Genomic DNA, 19,745 nt, shown 5'->3' on the forward strand with positions numbered 1-19,745 from the left:
TGATACCGGAGTACCTATCACCCCAAGGAGGAAGTCGTGAAGGATAACCATTCGGGACTCCACGGTACGTCACAGCAGGGTTCCCATCTGGATCGTACCCTCCAGAACCGTCATATTCAGCTCATTGCCATAGGCGGAGCTATCGGTACCGGTCTTTTTATGGGATCCGGAAAAACCATCTCTTTAGCTGGCCCGTCAATACTTTTCGTCTACCTTTCCATAGGTCTTGTCCTCTATCTCTTTATGCGGCTGATGGGTGAGCTATTGCTTTCCAACTCCCGCTACGCTACTTTCGCGGATATCGCTCATGATCTCCTCGGGCCCGTCGCGGGTTTTCTTACCGGGTGGACCTACTGGTTTTGCTGGGTTGTAACAGCAGTCGCAGACCTGATCGCTATCGTGGGTTACACCCATTTCTGGTGGCCTCAGCTTCCTGCATGGATTCCCATCATCCTGGTCATCGGGTGCTTATATAGCTTAAATGCCCTCACCGTCAAAGCATTTGGGGAAATAGAATTCTGGTTTGCTCTCATTAAGATTTGCGCTATCTTAGCGCTTATTGTGGTGGGACTGTGGATGGTAGTAAGTCATGTTCCCAATGAATCTGGCGATCCTGCAGCCTTGAGTAACTTATGGTCTCATGGTGGATTATTCCCCTTGGGCTTCTATGGATTTTTAGCTGGATTTCCCATTGCGATTTTTGCTTTTATGGGAATCGAGTTGGTTGGCACCACTGTGGCAGAAACGAAAAATCCAGAGACTATGTTGCCAAAAGCTATTAATTCCATTCCGATGAGAATTATGCTTTTTTATATTGGCGCATTAGCTGTGATTATGATGGTGACCCCGTGGAATGAAGTTGATCCGGGCAAATCTCCTTTTGTGACGATGTTCGCATTAACGGGGTTAGCAGCGGCAGCGAGTATCGTCAACATTGTGGTGCTGAGCTCAGCTGCCTCTTCAGCGAACTCCGGGATTTATTCGACATCTCGAATGTTGTGGGGTTTGGCGCACCGCGGTGATGCACCTCAAGCATTTAAGGTGTTGTCTCGACGTCGAGTACCTCAGAATGCGTTATTCCTGACGTGCGTTTTATTGCTGAGCTCCATTGTCCTTATTTCCGCTGGGGAATCTGTCATTCAAGCTTTTACGATGATCACGGCAATGGCCTCAACGTTGGTGATGGCAGTTTGGGCCATTATTACTATGTCCTATCTCAAGTTCCGAAAAACCCACGATGATTTACACCGCAAGAGCGTCTTTCCGGCGCCTTTTGGGATACTAGCTGCGTGGGTCGTATTAGCTTTCTTTGCGGCAATGGTATGTGTGCTTGCTTTTGAATCAGATACCAGAATTGGCTTAATTGCCTCCGCGGTATGGATTATCGGGATGGGGACTGCTGCGAAGATCCGTCAGGGGCGTCAGCGCACCAGCGAAGCAGAGACTACCTTAGGTTAGCCACGTTCGGATCGTGTTCTTAAGCGCTTGAGCTGCAGATTGGGGATCTGCAGCTTGAGTGATGGCGCGAACCACCACTATTCGGCGAGCGCCTGCGCTGAGGACGTCGTGGACGTTATCTTGATCTATTCCGCCAATAGCCCACACGGTTTTGGGTGAGTCTTCTGCTGAAGTCTAGTGTTGTCGCTGAGTTGCGCGGCTGCGGAAATACCAGCTAAACCAACGGGTTTGCGTCCAGGTTTCGTCGGAGTTTTCCATACCGGGCCCATGACGGCGTAATCGATATCGGGGTCTGCTAAGGAATCGCGGAACATGTCGGTTTTTCGGTTGGAGCGGCCAATTAGCACATCCTGTCCCAAGAGTGATCGGACCTGGGCCGGTGTTAAATCTTCTTGACCCACATGAATGATGTCCGCCCCGATTAATGCTGCAATATCGGCGCGATCATTGACAGCGAAGAGTTTTCCATGGTGATGGGCTATGTCGGCAAGGATTTTGAGAGCATCGAGTTCATCACGAGCACTGATCTTTTTATCCCGCAACTGGATAATATCTACTCCACCTCGATAGGCGGCGTCGAGAAAATCAGCTAGGTCACCTCGGTCAGTGCGGGCGTCGGTGCAGACATACAGTTGGGCGGCATGTAACAGAGCTAAGCGTTCTTCACGGGTGCGGCTTCTCATAGTTCGGAAGTCTATTCCCTCGGTAGGGGCTACCCCCATCGGTGCAAAGGCTCCTATGATGTCAGATGTAGGAGTTCCGCGGGAGCCACGGTGTTATCCACAGCGTGGCTGAGAGGGCCATGGAGGCCGACCGCCAAACCTGATGCGGATCATGCCGCCGGAGGGAGGAATGCCCCATGTCATCAGCCGTTGTTGTGGGGGCCGGGATCATTGGTTTAGCTACCGCCTGGCAATTAAAACGCCGTGGGTGGGATATCACTGTGTGCGACCCCGCCCCTGTATCTGGGGCCACGCGCGCAGCCGCCGGTATGTTGGCTCCAGTTGCTGAGGTGGTGTGGGATCAACCCACGTTGTATCCGCTCATGGTGGCCTCAGGGGAGATGTTTCCCCGCTTTGTCTCAGAGATTGCTGCGGATTTAGGGCAGCACAAAGAAGAAATAGGGTATTTAGCAAACTCTACTTTTGTGCTTGCCGGCGATTCCGCTGATCGAACGGCACTATTTGAGTTGACCTCCTTGCAACATCGCCTCGACATGGATGTCCAACCCATCACTATTCGACACGCTCGACAATTAGAACCAGCACTGGGCCCAGGATGTGTGGGTGCAGTAGATATCCCCGGTGACCACCAAGTAGATCCGCGTAACTTATGTCAGGCGTTGCTCGACGTGATAGCAGATGACCTCATCGAAACCACGATAGAGAAAGTAATATTCGACGCCCAGCGGGCGGTTGGGGTGCACGCTGAAGATGGCCGAGATTTCTTGGCAGATAAGGTGATCGTGGCGACAGGCCTGGCAGCTGCTGACATTGGGGGCTTACCAAAAGCGCTGAATCTTCCGCTTCGTCCAGTTCACGGTGAGGTCATTCGCTTGCGGGTTCCTGAACATATCCGGCCGTTAGTGCGTCGAACTATTAGGGCAGTAGTTCATGGCCGGCCGGTGTATGTGGTACCGCGTGCCGATGGCACTGTCGTTGTGGGGGCGACTTCTCGTGAAGATTCTTTGGCTGGGGTGTCTGCAGAAGGGGTCTATCAACTGCTCAGAGATGCCGCGCACATTGTGCCAAGCATTCTGGAATGTGAAATTTACGAAATCATCTCAAAGGCGCGCCCAGGAACACCCGATGATGTTCCGTTAATAGGGGAAGTGGCGGAAAATCTTATTCTATCTACCGGCTATTTTCGGCACGGAATTCTCTTATCTGCATTAGGTTCGCATATTGGTGCGCTTATTGCCGTTGGGGAAGAAGATAAGATCTCGGCGGAATTTAGGAAAAGTATTGATCCTTGGCGTTTTAGTTTAGTGCCATATGAAAGTTTATAGGGAGTGACTATGACTGACAATCTTATTAATGGTGAAAAATTTGAACCTGTGGCTGGAGAAACAATTAAAGATCTTATTGAGAAGAGATTAGGGGTTAGCTTAACTGAGCAGGGTTACCGTGTTGAGGGTGAACCCCTCGCTATTGCGGTAGCTAAGAATTCGCAGGTCGTGCCGCGTAGTTCCTGGTGTCATACCTTGGCTGAAGGCACTATTGATATTGTGGGCGCGGTCCAAGGGGGATAGCGGTCATCGTGATTCAGAATGCCTCAAAATGTCTTGTTCCTCCGCTAACTATTGGGGATCTGACCATGACGTCACGATTGATCCTCGGGACCGGGGGAGCCAGTAGCCTCGATACCTTGGAACGAGCCCTCATTGCCTCTGAAACTGAGCTGACAACCGTGGCTTTGCGTCGATTCTCTCCATCCACACAAGAATCGGTTTTTGGAATTCTTCGGCGCAATAATATCGCTCCATTGCCTAATACCGCTGGCTGTTACACTGCCCGAGATGCGGTATTAACAGCGAAATTAGCACGAGAAGCCTTAGAGACTAATCTCATTAAATTAGAAGTGATTGCTGACGAGGAAACATTATTACCTAATGCGGTGGAATTGGTTGATGCTGCGGAGCAACTTATTAATGATGGGTTCGAAGTTATGGCTTATACCAATGATGATCCGGCGTTAGCGAAACACCTTGAACATCTGGGATGCGCCGCAGTGATGCCGGCTGGTGCTCCCATTGGGACAGGGTTGGGAGTCCTTAACCCGCACAATATTGAGCTTATTGCGGAGCGCGCCTCAGTTCCGATCATTTTGGATGCGGGGATCGGGACGGCTTCGGAAGCAGCCTTCGCTATGGAATTGGGGTGTGACGCAGTCCTTCTGGCGAGTGCGGTGACTCGAGCTCAAGACCCGGTAGCGATGGCTAAGGCCATGAAATATGCGGTCATTGCTGGTTTTCAGGCAAAGAACGCGGGCAGAATCCCTCAACGGCACCTAGCCCAACCCAGTTCGAGTTTCTCTGGGATGATCAGTCCGGTGAAACCCCAAAGTCGTGAGGAATATTTGTGATGGTGAACTCTCCTGATCCGGAAGCACTGAGCCCACACGAGCAGCAACGCTATGCTCGGCACTTAAGCCTTCCCGGTTTCAGCGTGCAATCCCAGCATATTCTGAGGGATTCTCGAGTGTTGGTGATTGGGGCCGGTGGTTTAGGTTCCTCCAGTTTGCTGTATTTAGCCGCAGCCGGAGTGGGGCACATCACCATCATTGATGATGACGTCGTGGACGAAAGTAATCTTCAACGTCAAATCATCCACACTGAGTCCCGGATTGGAAAGTCTAAAGTCGAATCATCACGCGAAACCTTATTGGCCTTGAACTCTCGTCTCCACGTCACTGCGATCAGTGAAGGGTTGCATCCTGACAATGCTGTAGCGCTTTTCCAGGAGCACGATGTTGTCCTAGACGGCAGTGATAATTTCCTCACCCGATATTTAGCGGCAGACGCATCAGAAATCTCTGGAACACCCTTGGTGTGGGCAACAATCTCTCAATTTTTCGCCCAGCTCTCTGTCTTTTGGCCAGACCGAGGTCCCGGCTTGAGAGATCTTTACCCGGAAATTCCAGACCCAGACTCTGTTCCGTCATGTGCTGAAGGCGGAGTTCTAGGAGCCTTGGTAGGCATGGTGGGATCATATATGGCAGCTGAGGCGATCAAAGTGCTCACGAAGATCGGGGAACCTGCTCTCGGCAAACTTATTGTGATGGATGTATTCGACGCCACCTTTCGCACGTTCAGCTTTGCCTCTGATCCGCAACGTAAGCCGGTGACCTCCTTGGCGGAAATCACCGCGCTATGGCGTGATCGGCCCAGTGTACACAGCTATTCCCCGGTTGTCGATGTGAAACCCGATGACGTTCGGACAATGGTGGATGACGGAGCAATCCTGGTTGATGTTCGGGATGCAAAGGAGCGATCCGAAGGTTTTATTCCTAGGTCTTATGGGGTTCCCTTAGCAGAAGTGTTGGAGCAAGGGTGGGACAGCCTCAAGGATGCCATGAGTGAGTGCCCTGAGCCGTCGGACATTATTCTGTATTGCCGTACTGGTGTGCGCTCGCGGCGCGCAATTGCACATTTGGTGCAACACAGGGAAGAAAGTCGGTGGGGTGATTCTCTCAGGCTGTTTAATGCAGCCGGAGGAATAGAGGCGTGGCGTGCTGTTTTTCCGGAAGATGTGGAGCGCTAAAGCATTATCCGAAACCCGATGGAGATCTAGCGAGAAAGCGAAAAACCACACCAATTTTTAAGTGTCTCACGGCACAACTAATGGGTCAATGTGTTATTTGTCTCTTCACAGGGGCTGCGATTGTAGTTAAACTAACGACCAACGAAGCAGCTAGCAACTTCGGAAAAGTAACAGATCCGCAATGTGGAAAGGGGACTATATGGCAGCAAGTTATTCATATCAGAACCCCAGACACCATGGTCAGCTTCCTTAAAAATATAAGCGGCATAGCCATAATCCAGACTTCCCATACCGCTATTTTCGCGTGAAGCAGGAGCTTATTTAAGGCATGATGATCATGATGTGTCCCCAAGAACTGCATAGCCCTAAGCGAAACTAGGCACGCTGGACCTTAGGCCCCTTCCGGGTCATGCGGACGCGATGAGAGGGAACACCGACCTCCGCCGCTTGATACTTCCGCCTCAACCACGACGTGCAACTTCAAGGCGAAGAGTTTCTACTTCAGTGGTTTCGTGGTTCGGTTTCCCGCTTGCTTTTGTAGGACGGAAAGCAAGCGGGTTTTCTTATGTGAACATCACCAACTGGGGGAAGTCCCTCTGAGGAGGCAAAATTCTAAGAATTCGAGGGAAGTCGGTCACCGATAATCTACCGTACATCTAGAGAGATTCGGAAAGCTTTTCTGCTGCAGCCACTAGTTCCTTCCTCCACTTTCGCCCAGGATGAGGCTTTAATCTATCGGCGGGTCCAGAAATTGACAGCACGGCAATAAAGAGCCCATTGCTGTTGAAAACAGGGGCAGACAAGCTGGCCAAACCGACTTCGCGTTCAGATACCGATTCTGACCAGCCTTGGCGTCGAACTTCCTCAAGGTCTTCAGCGGTGAAGCGCGCTTGTGGGAGAATAGCTTCCGCTAACCCGGGGGCAGAATAGGCGAGAAAGATTTTCGCGGCAGAGCCAGCGGTTAGCGCCATGCGAGAACCCACCGGCACGGTGTTTTGTAAACCTACCGGAGGTTCTTGAGCGGCGATGCAGGTCCGGGTGGTTCCGGTGAGTTGATAGAGCTGGACAGACTCCTGAGTAAGGTCCATCAATCCTGCCATTACGGGTGTGGCAGCATCGATGAGCTGGTCTTTACCGCCGACGCTTAAGGAGGATAAAGCCGGACCAACAGACCATCGTCCGTCATTTGTGCGGCTTAATAGGCGATGCACCTCCAGGGCGGTGGCTAGGCGGTGAGCGGTGGCGCGCGGCAGGTCGGTAGCTTCGCAAAGTTCTGCAAGTGAGCGTGGTTGTGCGGCAACGGCAGTCATGATTGACGCCGCTCGGTCTAACACCTTGATGCCCGAGTTGGCAGATACGCTATACTGTCCCATATAACGATACTAACATTCCATATTGTGAGAATCCATCTTTTCAGCCCGGGGGATTCTCCAATAAGCACGAAAAGAGGTGACTCAACCCGTGTCCGATAGTGAAAAACTAACCTTGGCCGAGAAAGTCTGGCGAGACCATGTGGTGAGTAAAGGGAACAACGGCGAACCTGATCTTATCTACATTGATCTTCAGCTCCTTCATGAGGTTACCTCTCCTCAGGCTTTTGACGGTCTAAGGATGGCGGGGCGTAAAATGCGGCATCCCGAACTCCACTTAGCAACAGAGGACCATAACGTCCCGACTGAGGGGATTATCGACGGTCATCTCCGAGAAATCGGCGACCCAACGTCCCGAACCCAAGTAGAAACGTTAAGAAAAAACTGTGCTGAATTCGGGGTCCGACTTCATCCCATGGGTGATGTCAAGCAGGGTATTGTCCATACGGTTGGTCCACAATTAGGAGCCACCCAGCCAGGCATGACTATCGTATGTGGCGACTCCCACACCTCTACTCATGGAGCTTTTGGCGCTATCGCCATGGGTATCGGTACCTCCGAAGTAGAACACGTCATGGCCACCCAGACATTATCTCTCAAACCATTTAAAACAATGGCCATCGAGGTGAGTGGAGAACTTGGCGAAGGGGTAAGCGCAAAAGACGTTATTTTAGCGATCATCGCCAAAATAGGGACCGGTGGTGGGCAAGGGTACATTATCGAATATCGGGGAGAAGTAATTTCCAAACTCAGCATGGAAGCCCGCATGACAATATGCAATATGTCTATTGAAGCTGGTGCGCGGGCTGGAATGATTGCTCCCGATGACACTACTTTTGATTATCTTCAGGGCAGGGAGTTTGCACCCACCGGAGAACAATGGGATCAGGCGGTAGCTTACTGGCGAACCTTAGCTACCGATGATGGAGCTGAATTTGACAAGGTTATTCACATTGATGGCTCTGCTTTGACTCCCTACGTTACGTGGGGAACCAACCCAGGGCAGGGGCTCCCATTGAGTGAATCAGTTCCAGATCCAGAGTCTTTTACCAACGATAATGACAAGGCAGCCGCGGAAAAAGCCTTGCGCTATATGGACCTGACCCCCGGAACTCCACTGCGAGACATCTCCATCGATACGGTTTTCTTAGGTTCGTGTACTAATGCTCGGATTGAAGATCTTCGTGCTGCTGCTGCGGTGGTCAAAGGACGGACAATAGCGTCGGGCACCCGAATGCTGGTAGTTCCGTCATCGACCATGGTGAAGCAACAAGCCGAGGCAGAAGGATTAGACAAGATTTTCCGGGAGTTTGGGGCTGAGTGGCGCACTGCTGGTTGCTCCATGTGCCTAGGAATGAATCCAGATCAACTGGCCCCTGGAGAGCGTTCTGCATCAACCTCAAATCGCAACTTTGAGGGCCGTCAAGGGCCAGGTGGACGCACTCACTTGGTGTCCCCGGAAGTTGCAGCAGCCACAGCAGTGGCAGGGCATTTAGCGAGCCCGGCTGACCTGTAAGGAGTCTTAGTTACCATGGAAAAATTTACTATTCACACCGGCGTGGGCGTCCCGCTGATGCGCTCCAATGTTGACACAGATCAAATTATTCCAGCGGTCTACTTAAAGCGAGTAAGCCGCAGCGGCTTTGAGGATGGTCTTTTTTCTCACTGGCGAAAAAATGACCCAGATTTTGTGTTAAACACTGAAGCCTATCGACACGGTTCAGTTCTGGTAGCCGGGCCGGATTTCGGAACGGGTTCTTCCCGTGAACATGCGGTATGGGCCCTCATGGATTATGGGTTCCGGGTAGTATTTTCGTCCCGCTTCGCCGATATTTTCCGCGGCAACGCCGGAAAAGCAGGTTTACTAGCTGCAGTGATGGATCAATCTGATATCGAGCTTCTTTGGAAGCAACTGGAACAAGAACCAGGCTTGGACATCACCGTTAACCTCAATGAACGCACCGCCACTGCGGGTGAAAATATTTATCGTTTTGAGGTGGATGATTATACCCAGTGGCGACTTATGGAGGGCCTCGATGACATTGGTTTAACTCTTCGGCAAGAAGATAAGATCGCCCAATTCGAGGCCGCGCGGCCGCAGTTCAAGCCCGTCATCACTGCCTAAGGTGGGGCTTTCACCTGGGGGCTGATTATTTCACCGGGAGCGGGCTAGCCAGGTAGTCCGCTCCGGTGAGTTCTCCATTGTGGAAACTGAGTACCCACACCGAGGCTTTTTTGGCTTTGATTTCTTCTTCTAGAGGTAATCGTCCTTGTGCCGCCAGCCAGGCGATCATATCGGGAATAATTAAACCTTGTGCCACCACGACGGAGACGCCTCCTTGAGCAATCACCTCAGTAAAACGCGCCTGGGCGCCAGTCATGTGGTGAAGCCAACCTTCATCTCCGAACAATTCATCAACCTCGACGTCTACACCTATCTCTTTCGCCAGCGGGGCGGCAGTAGCTTGGCACCGGTTAGGTAACGCAGAATAAATGGCGGTGGGCTGAAAGGGCCGCAACATTGATACCAGAGCCTCGGCTTGGCGCTGTCCTTTTTTATCCAGTGGCCGCAGGTTGTCATCTCCATCCCAATTCCGCCGCTGAAATGCGTGAGCATGGCGAACATAAAGGATCCGGCTGTGAGCAGGTAATTGGAACCGTTTCGCCGCCTTATCCAGAACATGAGCGTCAATATCATAGGAGAGAAGTGACCGCGCCTCCGGAATCGGCAGCCACTTGATGTCGTCGACTTCATTATTTGGGGTGAAAGATCCGCCAGTTACTTCAGCAGTCCAGTAGTACACCACTTTGGTGCGCTGCCCCACCGGATAGTGAACTCGTCCCAGGAGTTTCCCCAAGCAAACGCTATATCCAGTTTCTTCGGCAATTTCTCGGGCAGCGGTTTGAGCCAGGGATTCTCCAGAATCCACCTTCCCCTTGGCTAGTGACCAGTCGTCATAATGAGGCCGATGGATGACCGCGACCTTGATGCTTTCTGGTTGTTCAAGGTTTCCTCGCCACAACACCGCTCCGGCTGCCAAAGTGGTGCGCGGAAACTCCTTATGCGGTCGAGAGGGAATAGTTTGATACCGCCCTTTGATCTCAATGTCACCAGCTTGATCTTTATCATTTTCGTGCGGGTGTTTCGCCATGAAACTCACATCCTTCTCCGGGCTGGATTGTATTGATATCTATTATCTTCGCCTATGCCCACAAATCCCGCACCCTTAACCCGTAGAATGCGAAACAGCACTGCTTGTGAAGAAGATTTTTTGCAGGAGGAAAAATGGTTAATGTCTCGGTGATGGGTGCAGGGTCGTGGGGGACGACTTTGGCAAAGGTTTTTGCCGACGCCGGAAATAGCGTCACGCTGTGGGCACGACGTCCTCAGCTAGCTCAAACATTAAAAACCGAGCACCGCAATAATGACTATTTACCAGATATCCTGTTGCCTTCTTCACTTCATGCCACCGCTGATGCCGCTGAGGCGTTAACCGGCGCCGATATTGTTGTTCCTGCTGTTCCGTCCCAGACGATGCGTGACAACCTATCTGCTTGGCGCGACTATATCTCCGAGGACGCTAGTTTGCTGAGTATTTCCAAGGGGGTGGAAAAGGGAACTTTTCTTCGGATGAGTGAAGTTATTGCTGAGGTGAGCGGAGCTTCCAAAGACCGTATAGCCGTTCTTTCAGGTCCGAACTTGGCGAAAGAAATTGCCCAAGAACAACCGGCGGCCACCGTCATTGCGTGTCGAGATGAAAACCGCGCCAAATTTATTCAGGCAGCCTGTGCCACCCCGTATCTGCGGCCCTACACCAACACCGATGTCGTGGGGTGTGAGCTGGGAGGAGCTTGCAAAAACGTCATTGCCTTGGCCTGTGGCGTGGCCTCCGGAAAGGGTCTAGGAAATAACACCACCGCGTCGTTAATCACGAGGGGCCTTGCTGAAATCACACGTCTTGGTGTGGCTTTGGGCGCTCAATCTCGGACTTTTGCCGGATTAGCCGGATTAGGTGATCTGGTGGCGACGTGTTCATCAACCTTATCCAGAAATCGCACTTTCGGCGCTCGGCTCGGCGAAGGAGCCAGCCTAGAAGAAGCAAAGGAAGCAACCCACGGTCAAGTAGCGGAGGGAGTTATCTCATCGGCCTCAATCTCCGAGCTTGCTCAGCGTCATGATGTAGAAATGCCTATCACTCAGGCTGTTTATGCGGTATGTCACCACGGTTTAAGTGTTGATCAGATGGTTACTGAGCTCATGGGGCGCTCAAAGAAATCAGAATGAGTAAGAACAGCTAGACTTGCTAGCCATGAGTGATTCCTCGCAGCGCACAAAGGTTGCCATCGTTTATGGTGGCCGTAGTTCTGAGCACAACATTTCCTGTGTTTCGGCCGGGGCTATTATGTCTCACCTGGATTCCTCCCGCTTTGAGGTGATTCCAGTGGGGATTACTCAATCCGGGCGCTGGGTTCAGGGGGAGTCAGATCCCGAGCGGCTCCGCACCAATGACCGAGTTCTCCCCGAAGTTGATCCCGCCTCTCCGGAAATCACCTTATCCTTGAACCCGGAACGTCGTGGAGAATTCAGTTATGTCTCCGACGGTTCCCGTTATGCTCAAGTTGATGTCATCTTCCCGGTGCTCCATGGTCCTTTCGGTGAAGACGGGACTATCCAAGGATTATTTGAGCTTTCCGGGTTGCCATATGTGGGGCCTGGGGTTTTAGCTTCAGCATGTGGAATGGATAAAGAGTTCACCAAAAAAATCATGCGAGAAGCCGGCATTCCGACTTGCCGGGACATCGTCGTCGATCCTCGGACCCCACTTCGCGCAGAAGATAAGGAAACTCTCGGCCTACCAGTTTTCGTCAAACCGGCTCGCGGTGGTTCATCGATAGGGGTGTCGAAGGTCGATTCTTGGGACAACATTGATGAGGCCATTGCAAAGGCATCCCGCTATGATGCGAAAGTCCTCGTTGAAGCTGAGCTCGTGGGTGATGAAGTCGAGGTCGGAGTTCTTCAGTACCCGGACGGCGAGCTGAAAGTCTCAGTCCCCGCGAAACTGAATAACACCGAAGATTCAGCGGAAGGTTTCTACGGGTTTGAAACAAAATACCTCGATGATGTGGTGTCTCCGACAATTCCAGCCCCATATCCGCAAGAAACTCTAGAAGAGCTACAGCGTTTAGCACTCAAGGCCTATCAGGCGATTAGTGCTAAGGGCCTAGCCAGGATCGATTTCTTTCTCACCCCTCAAGGGCCCATCCTCAACGAGGTGAATACTCTCCCCGGTTTTACCCCCATTTCTATGTACCCCCAGGTTTTTCAGGCCAGCGGAGTTACCTACCAGGAACTTCTGAGTGTCTTGATCGACGAAGCTTTAGCCCGGTCGAGAAACTAGCCTCCCGTTCGGGCGGGGAGATCCCTAGCTCCTAGCGGCTGCCATTACTTGCCGTATGGTTGTCGATAGCTTCTCCCAGCTCAACCGAGGCGTTAGCAGCCACATCTTCTGGCATACTGACCGCGATGTAGACGTCTCGGCCCAAGGCATACCAAGTGCCAGCGGTTTGTCCAGGGGATACCTCAGTATCTACAAACCATGGGGTGTTGTTTACTTGTTGGAGCTGAACCCCAGGATGGTAATTCTTGGGTTCTTCTGTGCCACACCTGAGCACCACTGGTTCTAAACCTGGGGCAGTCCACGCGGCGTCGGTCGTATCCTCTAGGCCGGTATCAGTCACTGGGACTCGTCGATAGCCTCGATCACCCCCCAGCGTTTCAGGAAGATTCTTCAGCAAATCAGCGCATTGCTGCGAGACACCGGGCACCCTAGGAAGATCACTCAACGGGGCAGGATTAGGCTGCGACTTCTTCTCGGGCAGCTGCGAAACAGCGTTAGCGATGTCATCGGGCGGGGTATCGGCATCCGAGTCAGGTGCAGAAGCATCTTCGAGAGTCAGTGCTACCACGACAGATCGGTTGAGGGAATAAAAAGTGCGCATGGTAGATCCCGGGGTGGTGTCATTAACCATCAGCCACTGCGTGCCGCCAGATTCTGCTGGCGATGACAAGGTGGTGTATTGGGCGGGAAGGTCCACCCCGCACCTTAGACTCACAGCTCGTTGACCCAACTTGCCCCATACTGCAGCTCCTTGGGGAACCGGATCTGCTATTTCAGCGCGAGGATGTCCGTCGACCTTGTCTGGAAGTCGGGTTAGTAAGGAACGGCAATCTTCCGAATCCGACTGGGGAGCAGGCACGACAGACATCCCGATGGGTCGGTTTAATTCTTTTTGAAAGAGCAATCGTCCTGCACAAAGAACCCCAATTACGAAACTCAACGCAATAGCCAAAGCAATATAGACCAGGGTGCGGTTAAATGGGGACGGAGACTCAGCACGCATGATCTTTAGTGTATCCCGTGGCTTTGGTGGGAAAAGGGAGGACCCGTGAGCAAACAGATCAGGGACTTAACTATTAGTGATATCGGTGAGCGTAGAAGTATCGCCGAGATCCTGAAGATAGCTCCATCCCCACTCAATGGTGATGATGCTGCTGTTTTAGCTCATGCTTCTCCAAATTCTCGGGTGGTTGTTACCACGGACATGCTGATTGAGAATCGGCATTTTCGTCTTGATTGGTCTACCCCAGATCAAATTGGCCACAAAGCAATAGTTCAGAATTTTGCTGATATTCAAGCGATGGGTGCCCGCCCGATAGCCGCCTTGCTCGGTTTGGCGGCTCCTCCAGACACCCCGGTAAGTACGCTCCAAGGAATCGCCCGAGGGGTGGCCCTGCAGGTGGCAGATTATTCAGCGGAGTTGGTAGGAGGAGACCTAAGTTCTAGCGATAATTTAGTGATTTCCGTGACAGCCATCGGGCATTTAGGGGGTAATCTTCCGGAGCTTCGTCTTGATGGAGCACGTCCGGGCCAAAAGGTAGTTGCCTGCGGAAAGATCGGAGACAGTGCGGCTGGGTTAGCGCTCTTAGAACGTTATGGCCGAAATTTTCCGCGAAGATTTGCTGATTTGGTGGCTGCGCATCGGACCCCCACCTTGGTGCCGGGGAGAGGAATGATTGCCCGCTCCACCGGAGCTACTGCAATGACAGATAACTCCGATGGTTTAATTCAAGACCTAGGGTTAATGGCTCGACGCTCCCAAGTGCACATTGATCTTGACCCCGAGGCGATAGCCCCAAGCCCATTAATGCGCGAAGCTGCTGACCTGCTTGATGTAGATCCGTGGCAGTGGGTGCTCAGCGGGGGAGAAGACCATACCTTGCTGGCCACTACTTCCTTTGATGCCCCCAGTGGTTTTCGAGTAATAGGTGAAACAACCCGAGGTTCTGGAACCATGAGTGTGGGGGGCCAACCCCCGGCTTATCAGAAGGGCTGGGTAAGTTTCTAATAATCATGACTGATCATCTTCCTGTTCACCCCACCTGGCAACCAGTACTAGAACCGGTTGCCGAAAAAATCCATCAGCTCGGGGACTTTCTGCGAGCTGAACAGCGATCCGGTCGTGGCTTCCTTCCGGCGGGCCACGACGTTCTTAAAGCATTCCATTATCCATTCGATGACGTTAAAGTGCTTATTGTCGGCCAGGATCCCTATCCCACTCCAGGACATGCTATGGGTCTGAGTTTTTCTACCCAGCCAGGAGTTAGGCCCCTGCCCAAAAGCCTCATTAATATCTTCAAAGAATTATCAGATGACCTCGGCGTTCCTCAGCCCCAGGATGGAGATCTGAGACCGTGGTCACAGCAGGGAGTAGCGTTATTCAATCGGGTCTTAAGCGTTCAGCCTCGCAAGGCGGCAAGTCATCGAGGACGCGGCTGGGAAGACGTCACTGAGTGCGCTATCCGTGCTTTGGCTCAGCGTGGGACCCCATTCGTCGCAATTCTCTGGGGTAGAGATGCTCAGAACACCCAAGCGTTCTTGGGGGATACTCCGTGCTTATGCTCTCCGCACCCTTCTCCGTTATCAGCACACCGTGGGTTTTTTGGGTCCCGCCCCTTTAGCTCAGCCAACCGGATTTTGATGCAACAAGGTGCTGAACCCATAGACTGGCGTCTGCCCTGACCCTTCTGCCAAGGACCAATACACGATTATGACAGCGTCGAACGTCTTAAACGCCACCGTCCTCCACAATTGGATGGGCCGGGCCTTATCGGAACTCAACGCCCGGCGAGCTGAAATCAACCAGCTCAATGTTTTCCCGGTGCCAGATTCCGATACCGGTTCGAACATGGCACACACTATCGCTGCCGCTCACGCCAATCTCCCAGAGCATCCTGAGGATATCGCTGGGTCAGCAGCAGCTCTTGCTCAAGGAGCTGTCCGCGGGGCTCGTGGCAATTCTGGATTGGTGTTATCCCAGGTATTACGTGGTCTAGCTCAAGCCGCTAGCGATGGGGAGATTGACTCACATACCGTGAGCCAGGCATTAAACACCGCATTGGCGCTGGTGAATAAGGCCATTGCAGAACCCGTAGAAGGAACCGTCATCACCGTTCTTCGAGCAGCAGCTATTGCTGCTCAAGAAGCAACTGATCAGCATAGGTCCTTAGTGCAAACTGTTCGGGCGGCGAGAGACGCTGCTCGCACTGCCCTAGCAGCAACCCCGAGCCAGCTTGCGGTTCTGCAGGAAGCCGGGGTTGTGGACGCTGGCGGCCGAGGATTGGTTATTTTGCTAGAAACTCTTCTTGATGAGTTAAAAGGAACCCCGCTGCCATCCTTTCCTGCATCTGACGTCGAGGAATCGGTAGGAGCACCACCTGAAGCATCGACCGAAATCGAAGTGATGTTTCAGATCGTTGGTGCAGATGTTGATGAACTAGCCAGTCGTCTTAAACCTCTGGGAAACTCTCTTGTCATCGGAGAATCCCGGATCGATGATTCAGCGAAAAATTCCACCTACGACGCCCCAGCGACCGTTCATATTCATAGTGCAGAAGCTGGAAAAGTTATTGAATTGGCGTTTGCCGCCGGAAAAGTAAGTAACCTCAAGTTAGAAGTGTTGCCCGCGCACCGAGTCACAACCCCTCAGCGTCTCTTATTGGCCATTGCTCAAGCCAATACGGTAGGGGACCTGTACGCCGCTGCGGGGGCTGAAGTCATTGCCCCCTCCAAGGATGTGGCTAGCGATATTATTGCTACGGTCCGACGCCAAGGTGCAACTGAAGTGATTTTATTGCCCAACGGTTTACTGAGCCGGCGAGAACTTATCAGCGTGGAAAAAGCCGGCCACGCTTTTTCTCAAAGCATTTCGTTGATCCCCACCCGACACTTGGTTGAAGGAATCGCTGCCCTGGCTGTCCATGATCCCCAGGCTCCTCTGGGCGTAGCAACCTACAATATGACCGAGGCAGCCAGCTCAATGAAAACAGCCATTATCTCCAAAGCTGACCAGGCTGCACTCACCAATGCCGGGGCGGTTTCCCGGGGAGACTATCTAGCGAATTGTGGGGACGAGGTCATCGTCGTCGGGGAAGCCCTCTCGGAGGTCATTGCTCATACAGTTCGCGAATTGGCTTCCCAGACCGGAGGGGAACTACTGACCCTGCTCGCACACCCTTCGGTGCTCCATGCCAATTTCTTAACTGATCTCCGCTCCCATTTGGGAAGATATAGCGATATTGAAACTGTTCTCTATCCAGCTCATGGACTGAATTGTGTCGCTGAAGTAGGAGTGGAATAAATAATGTTGGGATGGCAGGATCCGCGAGAACTTATCGAGGTACTCCCGCACAAAGAGGCTCAGGCCATCCAGAAGAACTTAGGTTACCGAACAGTAGCTGAATTATTAGAACATTATCCCCGACGCTATTCCCGTCATGGTGATATTGGGGACCTAGAACATGCCACCGAAGGAGATACTATTACTTTCCTCGGTACTGTGACATCCGCTCAGGTGCTGAGGACAGGGCGCAAAACCAGATTGCAATTGCGCGTCGCCCATGAGACCCGCAGCCTCAGCGTGACGTATTTTCAATCATCCTATGCCCAACGAGTACTCAGCGAAGGTGCAGTAGTCATGTTCGCGGGTAGGCTCTCCTTTTTTCGACACGCTCCCCAGCTAGTGCAACCTAACTTTTATATTCTTCAACCGGGGCCACATTCCTCCGCTCGTGGAGGAGAAGGTACCGGCATTCTTAAGGCGATAGCAGCCTATGGAAGCAGTGCTTCTCATATCAAGCAACAACTACTTGATCGAGAGTACCTACCGATATATCCAGCTACGGCAAAACTAGCCTCCTGGCGCATTATGGCGGCCATCCATCATGTTTTAGAAAAGACCCCACCCATTCCCGAACCGTTGGGCACACCCCCGGCAGGGCTGCCGGAGTTCGACGCCGCGATTCGGGGGGTTCACGAGCCGGGGGAAGAAGGACCAGACCGATATATTGAGCGCCTCAAGTACCACGAAGCCTTGGCCTTAGCCCTGGTCATGGCTTTGCGGAGAGCTGATAATCAACGGCGACGTGCCCCCCAATGCCCGAGGAAAGATGGCGGCCGTCAAGAACAATTAGCGCAGCATTTACCGTTCGAGCTCACCCGTGGGCAACGAGATGTGGTGAGCGAGATTTCGACCGATCTGGCAACAGATACGCCCATGTCTCGCTTACTTCAAGGAGATGTTGGCTCCGGGAAAACTGTCGTCGCTTTATTAGCAATGCTGCAAGTGGTTGATTCCGGTCGCCAGTGTGCGCTCTTAGCGCCCACTGAAGTGCTGGCAACACAACATGCGCGATCTCTCCTAAGCTTGCTTAATCAATGCGGGGTAGCAGCAAGTGTTGTGGTCTTAAGCGGGTCCATGAGCACTGCGGCGAAAAGAGAATCACTCTTGGCGGTGATCTCGGGGCAAGCCGACATAGTGGTTGGTACTCACGCTCTTATCCAAGATGGAGTAGAGTTCTTTGATCTCGGACTGGTAGTTGTGGATGAACAGCACCGATTCGGGGTGGAACAACGCGATAGATTACGCAATCAGGGCCGAGATGACCTTATCCCTCACGTACTCGTCATGACGGCAACACCAATTCCACGCACCATCGCCATGACAGTTTTCGGGGATTTAAGTATTTCCAATCTCAGAGAACTTCCCCGAGGTCGCCAACTCATCCAAACAACAGTGGTTCCGGTGGAAAGAACCTCGTGGCTAGCGAGAGTCGATGAAAGAATTCGAGAAGAAGTAGCCGCCGGTCGGCAGGTTTATATTGTGTGTCCGAGAATTGACAATGACGGTGGGGTAGTAGATTACTACCACGCGGTTACTGGCCCCGGGGGTGTTTTTGCTGACCTGTCTGTGGGGTTACTTCACGGTCGACTCAGTGGTGAAGAAAAAGATCTGGTGATGCGACGTTTTCATCGCGGAGACCTCGATATTTTGATCGCCACTACGGTGATCGAAGTAGGAGTAGATGTTCCCAATGCCACCATGATGGTGATTAGGGAGGCGGAAAATTTCGGGATCAGCCAACTTCACCAGTTGCGAGGCCGGGTTGGGCGAGGCAGCCACGAGTCTTTGTGTCTGCTGCTCACCGAAGCAGAGGTAGGAAGCCCAGCTCATCAACGTCTCCTTGCCGTGCAATCCACCACAGATGGGTTTTTGCTAGCTGAAGAGGATCTTCGGTTTCGAGAGGAAGGCGATGTGCTAGGTACTCGCCAGTCCGGACATACCCGAAGTTTGAAGCTGTTGAGTTTGTTGAGCGATGTCCAGATCATCCAACGAACCCACAAGGATGCCGCCCGATTGGTGAAAGATGATAAATCGACGGCGCTGAGATTGGCGGCACAGGATTATCATCCCGATTATGGTTACTTAGATAAAAGTTAGGTGGGTTAGTCTTTATAGTATGAACATCTGTGCTCCCTTTGCCGGCATTGTGCGATATTCTGTGAGCTCCGGCCAGCACGTGAAAGCTGGCGAGACTCTTGCAGTTATTGAAGCGGTGAAATTAGAGGCCCCGGTTTATTCTCCTGCACCGGGAACAATAACCAACATTTGCCAGGATCAGTTTGGTGATGTTGCTGGGGGAGATGTGTTGTTGGAGTTGGAGGAGAATACATGGCACAGCCACGAATAATTGCCGGAATTGCGCGGGGACGAAAACTCAAAGTACCGCCAGAAGGAACCCGGCCGACCTCCGACCGAGCGAAAGAAGGTCTTTTTTCTTCGCTCCAAGTGCGGTTTGGGTTCGACGGAAAAACCGTGTTGGATTTATTCGCGGGTACCGGAGCTTTGGGGCTTGAAGCGCTAAGCCGGGGAGCAGAAGAAGTAGTGTTGGTTGAAAACCAGCGCAAAGCTCTGGACACTATCCGATCAAATATCGCCAAAGTTAATCTTCCTGGAGCTGAGGTGGTGGAAGCTAAAGCCTCCACCTATATGGCTAGTGCTCCGCGGGCTTATTTCGACATGGTGCTTGCTGATCCCCCCTATGATCTTTCCACCGAAGCTGTCGAAGAGATTCTTGAGGCTATTAAGCCACTGTTGAAAGATTCTGCGGTGGTGGTTATTGAACGTCACATTGATTCTCCGCAACCGCAGTGGCCAGCCGGCTATGAACCAACCACACAAAAATTAAAGAAACGCACCTATGGTATCGCCAGAATGGATATGGCGGTATTTTCTCGAGATGAGGAAGGGTAGGGGA

The 19,745-nt window shown here is 52.3% G+C and carries 20 protein-coding genes and 1 riboswitch; of the genes, 15 read left to right on the forward strand and 5 right to left on the reverse strand.

Translation table 11 applies throughout. The annotated features are described in order from the left end of the window. Positions 1 to 36: 36 nt before the first annotated feature. Positions 37 to 1,458 (forward strand): amino acid permease, encoded by a 1,422-nt coding sequence (locus tag GP475_RS05275; RefSeq protein WP_187975579.1) that lies wholly within the window; start codon positions 37 to 39, stop codon positions 1,456 to 1,458. Here the strand turns inward: GP475_RS05275 and GP475_RS12610 are convergent. Both GP475_RS12610 and GP475_RS05280 read right to left on the reverse strand, forming a co-directional pair. Then, positions 1,450 to 1,605, reverse strand: a complete 156-nt coding sequence (locus GP475_RS12610) for a beta/alpha barrel domain-containing protein (protein WP_316932485.1) — start codon at positions 1,603 to 1,605, stop codon at positions 1,450 to 1,452. The two genes, GP475_RS05275 and GP475_RS12610, sit on opposite strands and share 9 nt — an antisense overlap. Further along, the gene (locus GP475_RS05280) at positions 1,584 to 2,141 is read right to left on the reverse strand and encodes a thiamine phosphate synthase (protein WP_316932486.1); all 558 of its coding nucleotides are present in this window, start codon (positions 2,139 to 2,141) and stop codon (positions 1,584 to 1,586) included. The genes GP475_RS12610 and GP475_RS05280 overlap by 22 nt, the downstream gene beginning before the upstream one ends. Before the next feature lie 68 nt (positions 2,142 to 2,209). Continuing rightward, a riboswitch (TPP riboswitch) is annotated at positions 2,210 to 2,324 on the forward strand. Here GP475_RS05280 and thiO point away from each other — a divergent pair. The 4 genes from thiO (at position 2,318) to GP475_RS05300 (ending at position 5,720) form a co-directional block, all read left to right on the forward strand. Further along, entirely contained in the window at positions 2,318 to 3,466 is a 1,149-nt protein-coding gene (gene thiO, locus GP475_RS05285; protein ID WP_187975580.1) for a glycine oxidase ThiO, read from the forward strand. It overlaps the preceding riboswitch by 7 nt. Before the next feature lie 9 nt (positions 3,467 to 3,475). Further along, positions 3,476 to 3,709 carry a sulfur carrier protein ThiS gene (gene thiS / locus GP475_RS05290; RefSeq protein WP_187975581.1) on the forward strand — a complete coding sequence of 78 codons (234 nt, stop codon included), beginning with the start codon at positions 3,476 to 3,478 and terminating at the stop codon, positions 3,707 to 3,709. Between the two features lie 11 nt (positions 3,710 to 3,720). Further along, positions 3,721 to 4,542, forward strand: a complete 822-nt coding sequence (locus GP475_RS05295) for a thiazole synthase (RefSeq protein WP_318010359.1) — start codon at positions 3,721 to 3,723, stop codon at positions 4,540 to 4,542. Next, the gene (locus GP475_RS05300; RefSeq protein ID WP_187975583.1) at positions 4,542 to 5,720 is read left to right on the forward strand and encodes a ThiF family adenylyltransferase; all 1,179 of its coding nucleotides are present in this window, start codon (positions 4,542 to 4,544) and stop codon (positions 5,718 to 5,720) included. The genes GP475_RS05295 and GP475_RS05300 overlap by 1 nt, the downstream gene beginning before the upstream one ends. Before the next feature lie 656 nt (positions 5,721 to 6,376). Here GP475_RS05300 and GP475_RS05305 read toward each other — a convergent pair. Beyond that, positions 6,377 to 7,093: an IclR family transcriptional regulator gene (locus GP475_RS05305; protein WP_187975584.1), complete on the reverse strand. Its 717-nt coding sequence runs from the start codon at positions 7,091 to 7,093 to the stop codon at positions 6,377 to 6,379. 76 nt (positions 7,094 to 7,169) lie between these two features. Here GP475_RS05305 and leuC point away from each other — a divergent pair, with 76 nt between their 5' ends. Continuing rightward, positions 7,170 to 8,606, forward strand: a complete 1,437-nt coding sequence (gene leuC, locus GP475_RS05310; protein ID WP_187975585.1) for a 3-isopropylmalate dehydratase large subunit — start codon at positions 7,170 to 7,172, stop codon at positions 8,604 to 8,606. A 15-nt stretch (positions 8,607 to 8,621) separates the two neighbouring features. Next, positions 8,622 to 9,215 carry a 3-isopropylmalate dehydratase small subunit gene (gene leuD, locus GP475_RS05315; protein ID WP_187975586.1) on the forward strand — a complete coding sequence of 198 codons (594 nt, stop codon included), beginning with the start codon at positions 8,622 to 8,624 and terminating at the stop codon, positions 9,213 to 9,215. A 25-nt stretch (positions 9,216 to 9,240) separates the two neighbouring features. Here leuD and GP475_RS05320 read toward each other — a convergent pair whose 3' ends face one another. Further along, positions 9,241 to 10,242 carry an NUDIX hydrolase gene (locus GP475_RS05320; protein ID WP_187975587.1) on the reverse strand — a complete coding sequence of 334 codons (1,002 nt, stop codon included), beginning with the start codon at positions 10,240 to 10,242 and terminating at the stop codon, positions 9,241 to 9,243. A gap of 134 nt (positions 10,243 to 10,376) precedes the next feature. On the opposite strand from GP475_RS05320, the gene GP475_RS05325 reads away from it, so the two are divergent. Both GP475_RS05325 and GP475_RS05330 read left to right on the forward strand, forming a co-directional pair. Then, positions 10,377 to 11,375, forward strand: a complete 999-nt coding sequence (locus GP475_RS05325) for an NAD(P)H-dependent glycerol-3-phosphate dehydrogenase (RefSeq protein ID WP_187975588.1) — start codon at positions 10,377 to 10,379, stop codon at positions 11,373 to 11,375. Between the two features lie 25 nt (positions 11,376 to 11,400). Beyond that, entirely contained in the window at positions 11,401 to 12,489 is a 1,089-nt protein-coding gene (locus GP475_RS05330; RefSeq protein WP_187975589.1) for a D-alanine--D-alanine ligase family protein, read from the forward strand. Positions 12,490 to 12,520: 31 nt separating this feature from the next. On the opposite strand, the gene GP475_RS05335 is transcribed toward GP475_RS05330, so the two are convergent. Beyond that, positions 12,521 to 13,492 (reverse strand): DUF3515 domain-containing protein, encoded by a 972-nt coding sequence (locus GP475_RS05335; RefSeq protein WP_262485241.1) that lies wholly within the window; start codon positions 13,490 to 13,492, stop codon positions 12,521 to 12,523. 45 nt (positions 13,493 to 13,537) lie between these two features. On the opposite strand from GP475_RS05335, the gene GP475_RS05340 reads away from it, so the two are divergent. From GP475_RS05340 to rsmD, 6 genes are read left to right on the forward strand one after another with little or no spacing between them, the layout of a single operon-like run. Beyond that, entirely contained in the window at positions 13,538 to 14,497 is a 960-nt protein-coding gene (locus GP475_RS05340) for a thiamine-phosphate kinase (protein ID WP_187975590.1), read from the forward strand. A 5-nt stretch (positions 14,498 to 14,502) separates the two neighbouring features. Beyond that, positions 14,503 to 15,171, forward strand: a complete 669-nt coding sequence (locus tag GP475_RS05345) for a uracil-DNA glycosylase (RefSeq protein ID WP_187975591.1) — start codon at positions 14,503 to 14,505, stop codon at positions 15,169 to 15,171. A gap of 28 nt (positions 15,172 to 15,199) precedes the next feature. Continuing rightward, positions 15,200 to 16,789 carry a DAK2 domain-containing protein gene (locus GP475_RS05350; RefSeq protein ID WP_187975592.1) on the forward strand — a complete coding sequence of 530 codons (1,590 nt, stop codon included), beginning with the start codon at positions 15,200 to 15,202 and terminating at the stop codon, positions 16,787 to 16,789. Between the two features lie 3 nt (positions 16,790 to 16,792). Continuing rightward, positions 16,793 to 18,928: an ATP-dependent DNA helicase RecG gene (locus tag GP475_RS05355; RefSeq protein WP_187975593.1), complete on the forward strand. Its 2,136-nt coding sequence runs from the start codon at positions 16,793 to 16,795 to the stop codon at positions 18,926 to 18,928. A 19-nt stretch (positions 18,929 to 18,947) separates the two neighbouring features. Further along, positions 18,948 to 19,178, forward strand: coding sequence for an acetyl-CoA carboxylase biotin carboxyl carrier protein subunit (locus GP475_RS05360; protein WP_187975594.1), 231 nt, complete (start codon positions 18,948 to 18,950; stop codon positions 19,176 to 19,178). Beyond that, positions 19,160 to 19,741: a 16S rRNA (guanine(966)-N(2))-methyltransferase RsmD gene (gene rsmD / locus GP475_RS05365; protein ID WP_187975595.1), complete on the forward strand. Its 582-nt coding sequence runs from the start codon at positions 19,160 to 19,162 to the stop codon at positions 19,739 to 19,741. Before GP475_RS05360 ends, rsmD begins: the two co-directional genes overlap by 19 nt. Positions 19,742 to 19,745 lie beyond the last annotated feature (4 nt).

The organism is Corynebacterium poyangense (genome assembly GCF_014522205.1).
Taxonomy (GTDB): domain Bacteria; phylum Actinomycetota; class Actinomycetes; order Mycobacteriales; family Mycobacteriaceae; genus Corynebacterium; species Corynebacterium poyangense.

What these genes read in the sequence shown, in the direction of transcription:
- thiS (WP_187975581.1), top strand. Translation starts at nt 3,476, where the DNA reads ATGACTGACAATCTTATTAATGGTGAAAAATTTGAACCTGTGGCTGGA.
- GP475_RS05355 (WP_187975593.1), top strand. Translation starts at nt 16,793, where the DNA reads ATGTTGGGATGGCAGGATCCGCGAGAACTTATCGAGGTACTCCCGCAC.
- GP475_RS05335 (WP_262485241.1), bottom strand. Translation starts at nt 13,492, where the DNA reads ATGCGTGCTGAGTCTCCGTCCCCATTTAACCGCACCCTGGTCTATATT.
- leuD (WP_187975586.1), top strand. Translation starts at nt 8,622, where the DNA reads ATGGAAAAATTTACTATTCACACCGGCGTGGGCGTCCCGCTGATGCGC.
- GP475_RS05345 (WP_187975591.1), top strand. Translation starts at nt 14,503, where the DNA reads ATGACTGATCATCTTCCTGTTCACCCCACCTGGCAACCAGTACTAGAA.
- GP475_RS05360 (WP_187975594.1), top strand. Translation starts at nt 18,948, where the DNA reads ATGAACATCTGTGCTCCCTTTGCCGGCATTGTGCGATATTCTGTGAGC.
- GP475_RS05350 (WP_187975592.1), top strand. Translation starts at nt 15,200, where the DNA reads ATGACAGCGTCGAACGTCTTAAACGCCACCGTCCTCCACAATTGGATG.
- GP475_RS05320 (WP_187975587.1), bottom strand. Translation starts at nt 10,242, where the DNA reads ATGGCGAAACACCCGCACGAAAATGATAAAGATCAAGCTGGTGACATT.
- GP475_RS05280 (WP_316932486.1), bottom strand. Translation starts at nt 2,141, where the DNA reads ATGAGAAGCCGCACCCGTGAAGAACGCTTAGCTCTGTTACATGCCGCC.
- GP475_RS05300 (WP_187975583.1), top strand. Translation starts at nt 4,542, where the DNA reads ATGGTGAACTCTCCTGATCCGGAAGCACTGAGCCCACACGAGCAGCAA.
- rsmD (WP_187975595.1), top strand. Translation starts at nt 19,160, where the DNA reads ATGGCACAGCCACGAATAATTGCCGGAATTGCGCGGGGACGAAAACTC.
- thiO (WP_187975580.1), top strand. Translation starts at nt 2,318, where the DNA reads ATGTCATCAGCCGTTGTTGTGGGGGCCGGGATCATTGGTTTAGCTACC.
- GP475_RS05330 (WP_187975589.1), top strand. Translation starts at nt 11,401, where the DNA reads ATGAGTGATTCCTCGCAGCGCACAAAGGTTGCCATCGTTTATGGTGGC.
- GP475_RS05305 (WP_187975584.1), bottom strand. Translation starts at nt 7,093, where the DNA reads ATGGGACAGTATAGCGTATCTGCCAACTCGGGCATCAAGGTGTTAGAC.
- GP475_RS05325 (WP_187975588.1), top strand. Translation starts at nt 10,377, where the DNA reads ATGGTTAATGTCTCGGTGATGGGTGCAGGGTCGTGGGGGACGACTTTG.